The following is a 15,627-nucleotide window of genomic DNA, read 5'->3' on the forward strand; positions in this document are numbered from 1 at the left end:
CCAAAGTCAGTCGTGCGGGTACAGGCATCGAGGATTAAGCGTTCTCAACGCTGAACGGGCAAGCCATTGTCCCAGTAGGGTGGCTGACCGACATGATGAAACAGGAAATCCAGAAAAACCTTCACCTTGGCTGAGCGCATGCGGTTCTCCGGATAGATCACATGCACCGCATGGGTTTCGAGATCCTCTGACGCTTCCCAGTCCGTCAACACTGCTACCAGTGCACCGCTGCTTAGCGCTTGATGCACAAGCCATGTCGGGAACAGTACGATCCCCTCCCCAAGCACCGCCGCCTCAAGCAGGCATTCGGCATTATTGCTTCTAAAGCTACCTTTGGCCTGATAGGCCTGAAAGGGTGTCTGGCTTGTAGAGCGGAAATACCATTGACGCACACCGCGCATTCCCTTGTAGACCAGGCAGTTATGATACTCAAGCGCCCCGGGACTTTGCGGTATACCCTGCCGTTCCAGATACATCGGCGCAGCACACACCACGAACCGTTGCTCTCCTAAACTGCGCGCCACCAAGCTAGAATCTTCCAGGCGTCCTACTCGGAAAGTAATGTCAGCCCCTTCCTGCACAGGATCAATAAACGCATCCGTTAATGTCAGCTCGACGTCTATTTTTGGATATCGCTTTTGAAACTCTACCAGCAATGGAACCAGATGCAGACGCCCTAGGGCGACGGCGGCATTGAGCCGAAGTATTCCCTGCGGCTCTGAAGTGTCTCCACCAATCTGCTCCGCCGCCATATCCAGCTGAAGCAGGGCGTCCCGAACATGTTGGTAATAGCGCTCCCCTGCCTCGGTCAATCGGACTGCCCGAGTGTGGCGATACAAGAGCCGCTGCCCCAACGTCGCCTCCAACGCAGAGATATGGCGCGAAACGGATGAGGCAGGCAAATTGAACTCTGCACCTGCCTGCGTAAAGCTCTTGACCGACGCGACCCTGACGAACAGCCGCAAGGCCAGCATGGAAGGCGAGTTGCTCATAAAACAATAGTTATTTGTCTGAAAGACGATTGTTCCAATTATGACAACTTACTAGCGTAGCGCATTGTTTTTTCTTGAGGATAAACATGCAACATGCTCTGATTCTGTTAGTTGTGCTGATTGCCGGCATGGGTCTGTCGATGGAGGCAGGCCTGTTAGGGCCGCTGGGAGGGGAAGTAGGTCACTTCTCCGCTACCTTGTCGATTTTTCTCGTTGGCGCCGCACTCCTCACATTTGCGCTGATTTTTGCGCGCCCGAAAATGGCCCAATTATTCAGTCAGCCACGCTGGCTGCTGGTGGGCGGCATTCTGGGTCCTATCTATGTTGTCGTACTGACCATTGCCACGCCGCTGATTGGTGTCGGAATGACCATGGTGGGCATCCTGTGCGGCCAGGTAGGAGCCAGTCTGGTTATCGATCATTTTGGTCTGCTAGGCAGCACACGCCGTCCCGTCGACCGGTATCGCGTAATGGCGTTCGTATTGATCTTGGTCGCTCTCTGGCTGATTCACTGAGGTATATCCTATGCTCCAATTTCTGGTTCTTTTTGCCGTATTAGGTAGCGGCGCCGTACTCAGTGCCCAGTCCTCTATCAACGGCCGGCTTGGCGCGCAGGTAGGCGTGCTGGAAAGCGCCTGGCTGACTTTTACCAGCGGTGCCCTGCTTACATTTTTGCTCGTGTTTTTCTTCGAACCCCCTCATCCCATGACACTTTTCACTGCTCCAAAATGGCAGCTGATCGGTGCACTGTTTGGCGTTGTGTATATGCTCGCGATGGTGTTTTCCATCCCTCGCGTTGGCACCGCTGCCGCTACGGTAGCCGTCATTACTGGTCAGCTGCTGATGAGTCTTCTCATCGATCACTTTGCTTGGCTGGGGAATGCCGAGCGACCCTTGGATGTGTCTCGACTGGTTGCTATCGCACTGCTGTTTGGCGCTCTGGCGCTGATCTACCAGAGTAATCGGATACAGGAATGTTCACCCCAGGCTGATCCGGTGGAGGAGCGTACCTGACAAACTGGCAGAAGGTGTCCTGAGTGATGCCTTCTGCCATCCGCTCCTCCTTCCCTAGAGTTATAGGGATGCTTGTTCTTTGGGTAAGCGCCTAGGGCAGGCTTCTCTCTTTTGTCATCATGGACGATAACCGCACGTTTTTGCATCCCAGCACACTATCTCCTTCTCAACAGAGAAATTCGCGCTCCATCAAGAACCTTTTGATTTTTCAGACTTTTTTCCGACCTCTTTTGATGATGCTGTCATTGGTAAGTCGATTCCCCCCAGGCAATAAATAAAAAGCACCTTCTAGGCGGATTGACTGTATTAACCAGTTAGTACACTTTGTTATTCAGCGTGCCCAAACATCATAAGAACAACACGGAGTGCTCTGGATGACCTGCTCTCTTCTCATCCTCAACGGCCCAAACCTTAACCTGCTGGGAACCCGTGAACCACAGATCTATGGTTACGAGACCCTCAATGATGTCGCTCAGCGTTGCCATGAAGCAGCCGATACGCTCGGCCTACAGATCGATTTCCGCCAAACCAACCACGAAGGTGAGCTGATCGACTGGATTCACCGGGCGCGAACCGCCCATGCTGGAATCATCATCAATCCCGCGGCCTGGACTCATACCTCCGTTGCGATCCGAGATGCCCTGACAGCGGTAGCGCTGCCCGTGGTGGAAGTCCATCTCTCCAACGTTCATCAGCGCGAAGCCTTCAGGCATCACTCCTTTGTCTCACCCATTGCCGTAGGGGTCCTATGCGGCTTTGGTGTGGAGGGCTATCGCATGGCCATCGAGTACTTCGCTCACGTCTTCACGAACAAGAAATGACCATTATGTCCACTCTATTTTCTCCTTCTGTCCTGGCCGGTCTGATTGGCTCAGGTATTCAATCCTCCCGTACGCCTTCCATGCATGAGCATGAGGGTGATGCGCAAGGCATTCGTTACCTCTATCGGCTGATCGACCTCGATGCGCTTGGCCTTGAAGCGTCCGCTCTGCCTGAACTACTCACAGCAGCCGAGCGCATGGGATTCACAGGTCTGAATGTCACCTTTCCCTGCAAGCAGGCCATTATCCCACTGTTGGATGAGCTTTCAGAGGAAGCTCTGGGCATTGGTGCCGTCAACACCGTAGTGCTCAAAGCGGGCAAGCGGATAGGTCATAACACCGATTGTCTCGGGTTTGCGGAAGGATTTCGCCGTGGGCTGCCAGACGTCTCGCGCGAGCACGTTGTGCAGATGGGCGCTGGCGGTGCCGGGGCAGCCGTTGCTCATGCCTTACTCCGCGAGGGGGTAGCTGAATTGACGGTCTTTGATGTCGATAAGGACAAAGCCCACGCGCTCGTCGACAACCTCAAGGCTATTTTCGGTCTTGATCGTGCATGCGCGGGAACAGACCTGACCGCCGCCATGCAGGCGACTCAAGGGCTGGTCAACACGACACCGGTGGGTATGGCCAAGCTGCCAGGCATGCCGCTACCGGCCGAACTGCTCAGGCCCGAGGTGTGGGTAGCTGAGATCATTTATTTTCCACTGGAAACTGAACTGCTCAAGCACGCCCGCGAGATCGGTTGCCAGACGCTGGACGGTAGCCGCATGGCGGTCTTCCAGGCTGCGAAGGCGTTTGAGCTCTTTACCGGGCAGCACGCTGATTCCCAGAGAATGCAGGCGCATTTCGCCAGCCTGGGTGACTGACAAGCCTTCTATTTCGTGCCAAGCGACACAGGACAATAACAATGCATGCCGATAGTAAACTAGGCCAGATAGTGCAGGCCCCTTCTCACGCTGGAACCACATCCCAAAAGCCAACCCGGGCACGCTTCGTGATTCTTGCCCTGCTAGCGGTCGGAACCATGATCAATTACCTGGACCGGACCATTCTGGGTATCTCGGCGCCGGTCATGACCCAAGAGCTTGGGATTGATGCGGCGGTCATGGGTCTGATCTTCTCTGCTTTTTCCTGGACGTATGTGCTGGCTCAGGTACCCGGTGGCGTGTTTCTCGATCGGTTCGGATCGAAATTCACCTATTTTGCCTCGATCACCTCCTGGTCGTTCGCTACGCTGCTGCACGGATTTGCTTCAGGCTTCTATACCCTGCTGGGATTGCGCCTGATGCTGGGATTTGCCGAAGCACCGTGCTTTCCCACCAACAGCCGAGTGGTCAGTACCTGGTTCCCTCAGCAAGAGCGTGCCCGCGCCACGAGTATTTATACCGTGGGTGAATACATCGGCTTGGCCTTTCTCAGTCCGGTACTGTTCATGATTCTCGCGCACTTTGGCTGGCGCGCGCTGTTCATGATCATCGGAGGCATTGGCATCGCCTTCGGCCTGCTCTGGTGGAAGCGCTACCGTGAGCCCCATGAAGACCCTGCCATGAATCAGGCGGAGCGGGAGCACATCCAGGCTGGCGGTGGCTTGTCAGCCCCCTCGCAGGAACGCGTTCCCTTTACGTGGAGCAATGTCAGCCAGTTGCTCAAGTACCGGCAGATCTGGGGAGCGTGCATCGGTCAGTTTGCCGGTAACGCCACCCTGGTTTTCTTTCTGACCTGGTTCCCCACCTATCTGGCCACCGAGCGCCATATGGGTTGGGTAAAGATGGGGTTCTTTGCGGTACTGCCGTTCATTGCCGCAGCCGTAGGTGTGATGTTTGGTGGCTGGTTGTCCGACTGGATCATCAAACGCACCGGTAACGCCAGCGTAGGCCGCAAGCTACCCATCATCAGCGGGCTATTGCTGGCTTCTACCATCATCGCGGCGAACTATGTCGACAATGACACCCTAGTCATCGCGATTCTCTCCATCGCCTTCTTTGGACAAGGCATGGTGGGCCTGGGGTGGGCAGTCATTTCTGACATCGCGCCCAAGAGGTTCATGGGACTTACCGGCGGCATCTTCAATCTGGCGGCCAATCTGGCCGGCATCATTACGCCGCTGGTGGTCGGCTTTATCGTAGCCACCACGGGTTCGTTTGTGGGAGCACTGCTGTTTATCGGTGTTCTTTCCCTAATCGGTGCATTTTCGTACATCTTCATTTTAGGAGAGGTGAAGCGTATAGAACTTTAAAAGGCCCGGCGCAGGGACGCGCGGAGCCTGGCTGTCGTTGTTTCTCGTGATTCATAACAAACACAACACACGCAGAGAAACCTAAAGGCATGGTCATGAAAACAATAATCGACCTGTACTTTCGCTTCATCAAACTTCTACTGGTGCTGTGCATGCTTGGCATGGTGGCTCTGGTGTTCGGCAACGTTGTCTTGAGATACGCCTTCAATTCCGGCATCAGCGTATCGGAAGAACTGTCGCGCTGGCTGTTTGTATTCATGGTGTTCCTTGGGGCTATCATCGGCCTCAAGGAGCGCTCGCATATCGGCATGGGTAGCCTGCTCGCAGCCCTGCCAGCCCGCGGCAAGCGCCTGTGTCTCACCCTTTCTCACCTGATCGTGCTGTACATGCTGTGGCTGATAATCCAGGGCAGCTGGCAACAGGCAGTCATCAATAAAGACGTACTGGCGCCAGCATCGGGACTGTCCATGGCAGTGTTCTATTCGGCTGGGCTCGTCTTTGGGATCACCTCGGTCGGCATCATGGTGTACGAACTCTATGCCGCACTGTTCCTTCCCCTGCCGTCTGTATCCTCGCCCCCCTCCAAGGACAAGCAGACACCGTTCGTAACCCCGCCCAAGACAGCCTCAGGGGAGCGCAGCTGATGATTCTTTCCGTTTTCCTGGGCTCTCTGGTCGGCAGTATGGTCATCGGCATGCCGATCGCCTTTGCGCTGCTCGTCGCAAGCGCCGCCATGATGTATTACCTGGATCTGTTTGACGCTCAGATCATTGCGCAAAACCTGCTTAACGGTGCCGACAGTTTTCCATTGATGGCGGTACCGTTTTTCATGCTCGCAGGCGAGATCATGAATGCAGGTGGCCTGTCTCGCCGGATCGTGAACATTGCGATGTCCATGGTAGGGCACAAGCGAGGTGGACTTGGCTACGTGGCGATTATCGCCTCGTGCCTTCTGGCTTCGCTGTCCGGTTCTGCCGTCGCCGATGCCGCTGCCCTTGCCGCCCTTCTGGTACCGATGATGGTCTCGGCTGGACACAGCCGCGAACGGTCGGCAGGCCTGATCGCAGCAGGGGGCATCATTGCGCCCATCATTCCTCCTAGCATTGGTTTCATCATTTTCGGTGTCGCCTCCGGTGTCTCCATTTCCAAGCTGTTTCTGGCCGGTATTGTGCCGGGGCTCATGCTCGGTGCGGCTCTGGCGGTTGCCTGGTGGTGGATCGCTCGCAAGGAGGTCGTAGAAACCTCACCCAAGCGTTCCGGCCGGGAAATTGCGCAGGCGCTCATCGAAGGCAGCTGGGCATTGGGGCTGCCGCTGATCATCGTGTTTGGCTTGAAGTTCGGCGTCTTTACACCGACCGAGGCCGCTGTGGTTGCTGCGGTCTATGCGCTATTCGTGGCAACGGTGATCTACAAGGAACTGAAGCTCAGCGATCTGTATGAACTCATCCTGAGTGCGGCAAAAACCACCTCGGTCGTCATGCTATTGGTCGCTGCTGCCATGGTTTCGTCTTGGTTGGTGACCATAGCCGACCTCCCCGGCCAGCTGGTTGACCTGCTCGATCCGTTCATGGACAACCCCACCGTACTGCTGCTGATGATCATGCTGCTGATTATTATTGTCGGCACCGTCATGGACATGACGCCCACCATCCTGATCCTGACGCCTGTGCTGATGCCAACCGTTGTTCAAGCGGGTATCGACCCTGTGTATTTTGGCGTGCTCTTTTTGATCAACACCGCCATAGGACTCATCACACCTCCGGTCGGAACCGTCCTGAACGTCGTATGTGGCGTCTCCGGGATCCAGATGAATGAAATCATCCGCGGTGTCTGGCCCTTTCTCCTGGCGCAGTTGCTGGTACTGCTCCTGCTGGTCATTTTCCCAGTGCTGGTGACAGGCCCAATGAAATTCCTGGCTAGCTAAGTCACTGCACCCGTTTCGCAAACAACAAAAACAAGATGGAGCTTTCAAGATGACGATGATTAAAACTGCTTTGGCTACCGCCTGCGCAATCGGTGTGTTGTATGCCAGCACGGTAGCTGCCGAGGTACGTAACCAGACCTTACGGTTTGCCTTCCAGAATGTGAAGGAACATCCTCAGGGTCAGGGCGCACAGAAATTTGCAGATCTGGTGAAGGAAAAGAGCGAGGGCAAGATCAAGGTGCGGCTCTTTCCAGGCGGCACGCTCGGCGGTGATCTGCAAACCGTATCGGCCATTCAGGGCGGCACACTGGACCTGACCGTCCTCAATGCCGGTATCCTGGCGGCCCAGGTAAAGGACTTCGCGATTCTGGATTTCCCCTTCCTCTTCAATGATGCTCAGGAGGCTCAGCAGGTCATGGATGGTCCGGTGGGCCAGGCATTGGCCTCACGCTTGGAAGGCAAGGGCCTGCATACCCTGGGGTATTGGGACCTGGGCTTTCGCAACATAACCAACAGCAAGAAGTCCATCGCCCGCTGGGAGGATCTGCAAGGCTTGAAGATCCGTGTCATACAGTCACCCAGCTATCTGGAGACATTTTCCGCATTGGGCGCCAACCCCGTACCGATGCCCTTTCCCGAAGTGTATACGGGCCTTGAGCAGCGAACCGTTGATGGGCAGGAAAACCCTAATACCGTGATTCTGGGCAGCAAGTTCTACGAGGTGCAGAAATACCTGTCGGTGACACGCCACGTGTACAACCCGCAATCGTTCATCATAGGCGAAAAGTCATGGAACAAGCTGAACGAGGACGAGCGCAAGGTCATTACCGAGGCCGCCGCTGAGGCTCAGGCCTATCAGCGCATGGTCTCCAGACAGGCTCAGGACAGTGCCTATCAAACCTTGAAAGGCCACATGGCCGTCAATGAAATTACGCCGGAAGAGATGGATCGATTCCGGGAGAAAACGAAGCCGGTCATCGAAAAACTGTCGAAGGATGTCGACCCCGCTCTGGTCAAGATGCTGGATGACGAAATACAAAAAGCGCGGAAGTCACGGTAAGCCCGTCTCTCGATACCGCTGCATGAATTGATGCAGCGGTATTCGCGTTCCAATCAGTCATTTGCAGACATAGCGCAGCACCACATCGCAAATGAGTTCCTTGTGCCGCTCCCGGTTATCTGCATCCGTCAGGTCGATCTGGTGGATCGATGAAAAGGTATAGCGGTTGGACACCCGATAGAAGCAGAACGAGCTCATCATCATGTGCAACTCAAGCGGATCCAGCCCCTCCCGAAAAACGCCCTGTTCTACGCCACGCACCAGAATCCTAGAGATGGTCTGAACAATCGACGAGTTGACTGAGGTAATGGCCTGTGACTGGCGAATGTAATTTCCCTGATGGATATTCTCGATACACACGATCCGAACGAAATCGACATTCAGATCGTGGTAGTCAAACGTGAACTCGACAAGTCGCCGAATGGCCTCTACCGGTTCGAGCGCATCCAGATGCATCTGGGACTCGGTCGAGCGGATCTCCCCGTAGAGCTTTTCCAGCACCGCAGAGTAGAGCTGATCCTTGCTCTCGAAGTAGTAATAGATCATGCGCTTCGATGTTCGGGTGCGCTCGGCAATGGCATCGACTCTCGCCCCGCTCAGGCCGTTTTCCGCAAACTCGGCAACCGCCGCCAAGAGGATTTCCTGCTTGGTTTCTTCGGGGTTGTTCTTTCGTGGCAGTCGGGGAACAGACTGCGTTTTTACAGCATCGGGGCTAAGGGATTCGGCAGCCATTATTGGTTGTGTCATTGGCAGGTTCAAAAACCTTATGGTAGTTGTTGTTATTGGATTAAGGTAGGGCTATGCCACGTAGGGCACAGCCCTACCTTCAAAGACGTCCGGCCGTCTTTCGGGTGCGCGCCTGAGCCATGGCCGCCAGGCGGACCGGCGTATTGGCAGCACCATAGCCACTGTAACTGTTTTTGCGTTGTAGAACTTCGAAAAAGAAGCGATCCGCGAACGGCTCCGTATAAACATGGAACAGCTCGCCTCCCTGTGCGTCCCGATCATAGAGCACATTGTAATAGGCCAACCGGCTCAGGTAGTCATCGTCAAAGCCGTACCGCGCTGAGAGGTCGTCGTAGTAGTTATACGGAATCTCCAATAACGGCACTCCGGCCTCCTTGGCCTGGGCAGCGGCCGCAAAGATGTCATCACATTCGAATGCGATATGGTGGACGCCTGATCCACGGTAGCTCGACAAGGCTCGGGAGATGGCCGTATTACGGTTTTCCGAGATATTGAGCGCCATCCGTATCGACCCGCAGGGACTGCGCAGCGCACGGCTTTTCACCAGACCATAGGGATCCGGCAGCACAACTTCATCGTCAGCCTTGAAATTAAGCAGGCTCTTGTAGAACAGTACCCAGGTGTCGAGGCTGTCTGCGGGTAGAGCCATGGCCACATGGTCAATGGTATTGAGCACATCGTCCGTGGACGAGGCTGCGCTCAGGTTGAAGTCTGTTTCATAGATCGAACGCCCATCAGCGCCAGAGGCCACAAAGTAGATCAGGCCTCCATCCGGTGCACGTACCGCAGGAATCTCACGCTCGTTTGGGCCTACCAGGCCGCGATATGGCTGCGCACCATACTGGCAGGCACGTTCCATGGCCTTTGCGCTATCACTGACCCGCAGGGCCTTGGCACACAGCGAAGGTCCATGAACTTCGAAAAAGTTATGGGCAAACGAATAAGGCTCGGCATTGAGTACGAGATTGGTGCTGCCTTGCCTGAGCAAGGTAACGTTCTTAGAGCGATGCTGCCCGGCCTGAGCAAAACCCAGACGGGTTAGCCATTGCGTAAGTTCTGCACGAAGTGGCTCGTCTACGGCAAACTCCAGAAATTCGATACCGTTAAATTCGAGCGGTGGCACCGGATCGAACAACAGCTCCGGCGCAACCGGATCGGCAGGCGGTTCATTGGCCAGGCGGTTGCGGGTTTGCTCCTCCAGGTAAAGCAAGGAACGGAAACCATCAGCCGCATTGGCCCGTGGAGGTGCTGCGCGAAAACCATCGTTGAATACTTCAAGTGAGAGCGGACCGGTATACCCCGAGCGCAGGATCGGCGCCAGGAAACCGGCCAGATCAAATTCACCTTGCCCCGGGAAGCAACGGAAGTGCCGGCTCCACTCCAGTACATCCATATTGAGAATCGGTGCATCAGCCATTTGCACAAAAAAGATCTTGTCACCCGGAATACTGGCGATACCGGCTGGGTCATCCTTCAATGACAAGGTATGAAAACTGTCCAGCAATACGCCCACGCTGGGGTGATCGACCTGTTGCACAATCGACCAGACCTGATGCCAGGTCTTGACGTGCCGCCCCCATGCGAGGGCTTCGTATCCTATGCGCATGCCGCGTGCACCCGCCCGCTCACCCAGCAGGCGAAGGTCATCCACCAGAATAGCCTCCTCGCCTATCGAGTCGACCGCTACGTTGCTGCACACCAGCATCAGATCCGTACCGAGCTCCTGCATCAGGTCAAACTTGCGCTCGGCCCGGTCCAGGTTACGGGGCAAACGGTCACGCAGACACCCCTCGAAATCGCGGAAAGGTTGGAACAATGTGATGGCAATTCCCAGGTCAGCACACAATCGACGGATCTCTCGCGGCGTTCCGCCGTAAGTGAGCAGATCGTTTTCAAATATCTCTACACCGTCGAAGCCTGCGGCAGCAATGGCTTCCAGTTTTTCAGGCAGGGTTCCACTCAAGGAAACCGTGGCAATCGAGCGCTGCATAATCAGTCCCTCTTGGCAGGCATATTGTAGGACCCAGGCCGCTCGGCTGCCCGGATCGGTTTTCTTTGCGCCTACAGCGGTGATAGGTATCAACTCTGGATATCTTTCACCTTCATAGTGCCCCTTTTACAAATTATTTTGTACTCACTGGTTAGTTTATGTTCGATAAACGAACATATCTGCCTTTCTGCCTCAGGTAGCATTGGCTTTCTGTCGGAAGTCAAGACAGCTCTACTATAAGTGTCAGTCCGAAGACTGTTTCGAAAGCTCATCAGCCTGAACACTACTGTCGGCGGGAGATCATACGAAGGGCAGTTCTCAATGCCAGTGCAAGGGATCGCAGAAGGAAACGTTTTGGAGCAAACGCCATGAAAAGGGGCCTTCCTGAAAAGAAAACAGCGGCAGGCCTGATCAGTACAGCATCACCGATCTGACCTACTGGTGCCTTCTACACTAAGCGCCCTGCCCCCAATTCATTTCCAGCCCGCCATCAATCGTAAAGTTCTGACCGGTGACGTAGTCGGACTCAGGGCTGACCAGATATAGCGCCAGCTCGGCAATCTCCTCAGGATAGCCGGGACGCTTCCAGGGAATATTGGGCAGCTCTTCCTCGCGCTTCTGGGGATCGTCGACTCGAGCCTCTGTCATCGGAGTTCGGATAAGCCCTGGCGCAATAGCGTTCACATTGATCTTGAGCGGCGCAAGTTCCAGCGCAAGGCTGCGCGTCATGGTAAGAAGCCCACCTTTGGCAGCGCCATAAGGCACATTGTTGGGGCTGGGGATTGAGTCATGAACAGACGTGATACTGATAATCTTTCCCTGCCCACCGACCTGCTGGCGGCGCCGGATGAACTCACGGGCACAGAAAAACGGCCCGTATAAATCGGTTTTGATCACCAGATCAAATTCCTCAGTAGTCAGTTCGGTAATGGGTTTGCTTTTGCCCGTACCGGCGTTATTAACCAGAATATCGGGTGTCCCCAGCTCCTCGTCCACTGCCTTGAACAGGGCCGACACACTGTGTTCGTCTCTGACATCCACTTGCCTTACCAGACCGCGCCCCCCTGCGTTGCGGACTTGCTCGAGCGTGTCCTGAGCACCTTGCTGATCGGAGTGATACGTAATCGCCACATGAGCACCTTCCCGCGCGAACACTGCTGCCATGGCCTTTCCCATACCCGAATCAGCACCGGTTATAACCGCGATTTTACCTGCCAGCTTGCTCATATCGTCTCCTTATGGGTGGGTTGAGATGTATGAGGGCCATACCCTCACGGTTACTACGATGGACCGTGTGTATCCCACCTCTACTGCCCCACTCGTCAGGCAAAGGAACAAGGCACCTACTGGAACCGCCTTTTTGATCATGGTGTCCCCAATAGAGAGAGGCTGGCTTCTGTTATGAGGTTTCTGCAATGAAAGCGCCCCACCGTCTCGAAGCGTATGACAAAGTCACCGGCAAGGCCTGCTACACGGCGGATCTTGCCCATGGGCCGGGAGACGGACCACTGGCTCATGCAACCGTGGTTCAAAGTACGCAAGCAACAGGGCGCATTGAGGCTATAGATACGACCGCCGCGCTCGCACTGGAAGGGGTGCACTGTGTGATGACGCACCTGGACGCGCCAAAACTCAAACCCGTTTATACCCTGCCAGGTGGAGAGCTGACGCGTTTTCAGCCGCTCCAGGATGACCGGCTGCATTACAGCGGGCAGCCTGTTGTGCTGGTGATCGCTGACACTGCCGAGCAGGCACAGCGCGCCGCTGCCTGTGTAACAATACGTTATGCAGCCCCCGAGCAGCCGCCCTTACTGGTTTTGGACGAACAAAAGGCCGAACGGCCAAAAATGGTGGGGGCCGGTGAGCCTAGCACAACGGAGCGGGGCGATCCTGATACCGCCTTTGCAATGGCCGAGCAGACATTCGAGCAGGTCTACGAGACGGCTTCTCACCATCACAACGCCCTGGAGCCTGGCGCCGCAATTGCTGCGTGGGATAGCCATGGGCGACTGACACTGTACCTCGGCACGCAATATTCCTATGGCGATGCATATGGCTTGGCTCAGGCCTTTGACATGGGCCTGCAAAAGGATTTCATGGAGGTCATGAAAACCGGCTCACCTGAAGAGGCATTACGCGACAAGGTCCGGATAATCGTGCCTTTCGTGGGTGGCGCCTTTGGAGGCAAAAAGGGTAACGTCCACCCGCTCCTGGCGGCCATGGCGGCAAAGCGGACCGGGCGACCCGTCAAGCTTGCCCTGACACGACGCCAGACCTTTTCCATGATGCCCTATCGCGGGGCCACACGGCAGCGGGTCCGTCTGGGCGGCGGAAAGGATGGTCGATTACAGGTACTGATGCAGGACGCCTTGATCCAGAACTCCACCACATCCAACTTCATCGAACCCGTTGGCGAAATGACGCCCAAGCTCTACGCCTCCAAGCATCTGCGTACGCAGCATAAAACCGCACGGCTCGACGTTAATGCCCCCAGCTGGATGCGTGCGCCCGGTGTGGCGGTAAGCCAGTTCGCGATCGAAAGCGCTATGGATGAATGGGCTTATCAGCAGGGTATCGATCCTCTGGAGGCCCGCCTACGTAATTATGCTGACCAGGAACCGCAGAGCGGTCATGAGTGGTCAAGCAAATCCCTCAAGGACTGCTATCAGGCGGCGGCTGAACGTATTGGCTGGCAATCACGCGATCCTCGTCCGGGTGCACAGCAGGAGGGCCGATTCAAGGTCGGCTACGGCATGGCGACGTCCATTTACCATGTCGCGCAGATGGCCGCTTGCGCCCGTATGCGGATAAGGGCAGACGGAACAGCGGTCGCCTCCTCGTCAACCCATGAGATCGGTCAGGGCAGCGCCACTGCCCTGTCACAACTTGCCGCCGAAGCGCTGGGGCTGCCGTTGGGCAGTGTCACACTGGAATGGGGAGACACACGACTGCCCTACAGCTCATTGACGGCCAGCTCGTCGACAACCCTGAGTCTTGGCGCAGCGCTTCACGCCGCAGCCGATACGTTGCGCCTGAAGCTGGGTACGCTGGCCAGTACAGATCCCGCCTCGACGCTTTATAAGACAAACCCGGCAGAACTGAAGCTCCAGGAAAGCGGCCTAGTTTCACGGACGGGTCGCCAGGAATCATTCGTATCGTTACTGACGCGTCACCAACTGGATTACCTTGAAGCCGAGGCCGGTACCGCAGATCAGATCAATCCACCCGAGGTAGGACGCGCCGCGTTTGGCGCACAATTCGTCAAAGTGCTGATAGATCCGCAATTGGGTACTCTCAGGGTTGAGCGTCTGGTAGGCGCCTTTGGCTGTGGTCGCATCGTGAATCCAACTCTTGCCCATAGTCAGCTCTTGGGCGGAATGGTATGGGGGCTGGGACAGGCATTGATGGAAGAGACGCGTCTTGACCGGCACAACGGCCGCTGGATGAATGCAGACCTCTCCGAGGCTTTGATTCCCACTCAGGCCGATGTGCCGGATCTGGATATCATCATGATTGAAGAAGATGACCGCCGCGGCCATCCCCTTGGCATCAAGGGTCTTGGCGAGATTGCCGTCGTTGGCGTAGCCGCTGCTGTCGCCAGCGCCATTTTCCATGCAACGGGACAGCGGATTCGAACCTTACCCCTAACCTTGGATAAGCGGCTTATTCTGTAAACAGGCTACCAGCCGATAACACTGTCAGGCTTGTTATAGGCGCTAAGTGAGTAGACACCTGGTTCAATGCATTGGACAGTGCCTTCAATCTGCACCTGCAAGCGTCGGGTATTCATACACTTTGGCGCTGCGTAAACCGAGTGTGGACGGCATCATTACCAGCCTTGAGGCGTATGACCACAACGGAGAACTGATCATGCAGATGTTTGGCGCACGTAAACTTGGCCAACCCGAACGTGCACAATGGACAGCCCTGGCGGAGTCTGCTCAGTGAAAAAGATTCGTCTTGCCATCGGACTTCTGCTCTGGGCTATCGCCGTGGTCGTTTTATCTGCCGAGCAGCCCCAACGCTGGGTCAGTGCAGGCGGCTCGCTGACTGAATGGATCGCCATATTGGGCGGTCAATCCCGACTGGTTGGCGTAGACACTACAAGCCAGCACCCCGAATCGCTTCAAACGCTGCCCAGGATAGGTTATCAACGCCAGCTCAGCGCTGAAGGCATTCTTACTTTGCGGCCAGACATATTGGTGGGCAGCGAAGAGATGGGGCCGCCCCCCGTGCTTGATCAACTGCGCAGAACGGGAGTGCGAGTAGAAACCTTGTCGGTCGACGCTAGTCTGGACACCCTGCATCGTACCCTGGAAGCACTGGGTACCTGGCTGGGGAAACCGGAAGAGGCCCAAAGGCAATTTGCCCGCTACAGTGATGCGCTCCACAGCCTGGAATCCCGCATTCACGCAGCTCAGGCGCATCACGCCAGCCCTGGCGTGCTTCTACTCATTGGAGGCACGGGAGATCGGCCGTTGATCGCAGGGCCCGGTACACTCGGCGATTGGCTGATCAAGCAGGCAGGAGGTATCAATCTGGCTACGCAGCCAGGATACAAGGCGCTCTCCGGCGAAGTGCTGGCTGGGCTTGACCCGGCGTATATCATTATTGCCGACCGCCGCCTTGAGGGCGCTGCTGCTGCGCAGGCGCTGTTAAAGCAGAATCCCGCCCTAGAGCACAGTCAGGCCGTGCGTGAAGGACACCTACTGCCTATTGATGCCACCGTACTGGTAGGCGGACTGGGGCCTCGTCTGCCGGAAGTAGCAGAGCACCTAGCCGGACAGTTTTACCTGCAAGATCTTCCAGAGCCGGCAGCCGGACAACCATGAACCTGCGCGCG

Annotated in this window: 14 protein-coding genes and 1 pseudogene; 11 read left to right on the forward strand and 4 right to left on the reverse strand. The window is 56.0% G+C overall.

Annotated elements, in window-relative coordinates:
- Positions 1–44: 44 nt before the first annotated feature.
- Entirely contained in the window at positions 45–992 is a 948-nt protein-coding gene (locus tag EAW52_RS20680; RefSeq protein ID WP_122043880.1) for a LysR family transcriptional regulator, read from the reverse strand.
- 86 nt (positions 993–1,078) lie between these two features.
- Between EAW52_RS20680 and EAW52_RS20685 the strand changes: the two genes are divergently transcribed.
- From EAW52_RS20685 to EAW52_RS20720, 8 genes are all read left to right on the forward strand, one after another.
- Positions 1,079–1,507: a DMT family transporter gene (locus tag EAW52_RS20685; RefSeq protein ID WP_122043881.1), complete on the forward strand. Its 429-nt coding sequence runs from the start codon at positions 1,079–1,081 to the stop codon at positions 1,505–1,507.
- Positions 1,508–1,517: 10 nt separating this feature from the next.
- Entirely contained in the window at positions 1,518–2,006 is a 489-nt protein-coding gene (locus EAW52_RS20690; RefSeq protein WP_074828382.1) for a DMT family transporter, read from the forward strand.
- A 374-nt stretch (positions 2,007–2,380) separates the two neighbouring features.
- Positions 2,381–2,827 (forward strand): type II 3-dehydroquinate dehydratase, encoded by a 447-nt coding sequence (gene aroQ / locus EAW52_RS20695; RefSeq protein WP_122043882.1) that lies wholly within the window; start codon positions 2,381–2,383, stop codon positions 2,825–2,827.
- Positions 2,828–2,832: 5 nt separating this feature from the next.
- Entirely contained in the window at positions 2,833–3,693 is an 861-nt protein-coding gene (locus tag EAW52_RS20700; RefSeq protein ID WP_122044877.1) for a shikimate dehydrogenase, read from the forward strand.
- Positions 3,694–3,734: 41 nt separating this feature from the next.
- On the forward strand, positions 3,735–5,063 hold the full coding sequence (locus tag EAW52_RS20705; protein ID WP_122043883.1) for an MFS transporter: 1,329 nt from the start codon (positions 3,735–3,737) through the stop codon (positions 5,061–5,063).
- A gap of 95 nt (positions 5,064–5,158) precedes the next feature.
- On the forward strand, positions 5,159–5,707 hold the full coding sequence (locus EAW52_RS20710) for a TRAP transporter small permease (RefSeq protein WP_019364565.1): 549 nt from the start codon (positions 5,159–5,161) through the stop codon (positions 5,705–5,707).
- The gene (locus EAW52_RS20715; RefSeq protein ID WP_019364566.1) at positions 5,707–6,987 is read left to right on the forward strand and encodes a TRAP transporter large permease subunit; all 1,281 of its coding nucleotides are present in this window, start codon (positions 5,707–5,709) and stop codon (positions 6,985–6,987) included. The genes EAW52_RS20710 and EAW52_RS20715 overlap by 1 nt, the downstream gene beginning before the upstream one ends.
- Before the next feature lie 49 nt (positions 6,988–7,036).
- A complete protein-coding gene (locus tag EAW52_RS20720; protein WP_122043884.1) occupies positions 7,037–8,047 on the forward strand; it encodes a TRAP transporter substrate-binding protein in 1,011 nt (336 codons plus the stop codon).
- A gap of 57 nt (positions 8,048–8,104) precedes the next feature.
- On the opposite strand, the gene EAW52_RS20725 is transcribed toward EAW52_RS20720, so the two are convergent.
- The 3 genes from EAW52_RS20725 to EAW52_RS20735 all read right to left on the reverse strand — a co-directional run bounded on the left by EAW52_RS20725 (position 8,105) and on the right by EAW52_RS20735 (position 12,011).
- Positions 8,105–8,779, reverse strand: a complete 675-nt coding sequence (locus EAW52_RS20725; RefSeq protein WP_019364568.1) for a TetR/AcrR family transcriptional regulator — start codon at positions 8,777–8,779, stop codon at positions 8,105–8,107.
- Between the two features lie 94 nt (positions 8,780–8,873).
- Complete coding sequence (gene quiC, locus EAW52_RS20730; RefSeq protein WP_122043885.1) at positions 8,874–10,784, reverse strand: 3-dehydroshikimate dehydratase QuiC; 1,911 nt, start codon at positions 10,782–10,784, stop codon at positions 8,874–8,876.
- Between the two features lie 453 nt (positions 10,785–11,237).
- The gene (locus EAW52_RS20735) at positions 11,238–12,011 is read right to left on the reverse strand and encodes an SDR family NAD(P)-dependent oxidoreductase (RefSeq protein WP_122043886.1); all 774 of its coding nucleotides are present in this window, start codon (positions 12,009–12,011) and stop codon (positions 11,238–11,240) included.
- Positions 12,012–12,199: 188 nt separating this feature from the next.
- Between EAW52_RS20735 and EAW52_RS20740 the strand changes: the two genes are divergently transcribed.
- The 3 genes and pseudogenes from EAW52_RS20740 (at position 12,200) to EAW52_RS20750 (ending at position 15,616) form a co-directional block, all read left to right on the forward strand.
- Complete coding sequence (locus EAW52_RS20740; protein WP_122043887.1) at positions 12,200–14,458, forward strand: xanthine dehydrogenase family protein molybdopterin-binding subunit; 2,259 nt, start codon at positions 12,200–12,202, stop codon at positions 14,456–14,458.
- A 50-nt stretch (positions 14,459–14,508) separates the two neighbouring features.
- Positions 14,509–14,732 (forward strand): annotated as a pseudogene (locus EAW52_RS20745) (ChuX/HutX family heme-like substrate-binding protein); the annotation flags it as partial.
- Positions 14,702–15,616 (forward strand): hemin ABC transporter substrate-binding protein, encoded by a 915-nt coding sequence (locus EAW52_RS20750; protein WP_122043888.1) that lies wholly within the window; start codon positions 14,702–14,704, stop codon positions 15,614–15,616. The pseudogene EAW52_RS20745 and the gene EAW52_RS20750, both read left to right, overlap by 31 nt.
- The last annotated feature ends 11 nt before the right edge of the window (positions 15,617–15,627 follow it).

The sequence above is a fragment of the Pseudomonas sp. LTJR-52 genome, from assembly GCF_003691465.1.
GTDB classification, from domain to species: Bacteria; Pseudomonadota; Gammaproteobacteria; order Pseudomonadales; family Pseudomonadaceae; genus Chryseomonas; species Chryseomonas luteola.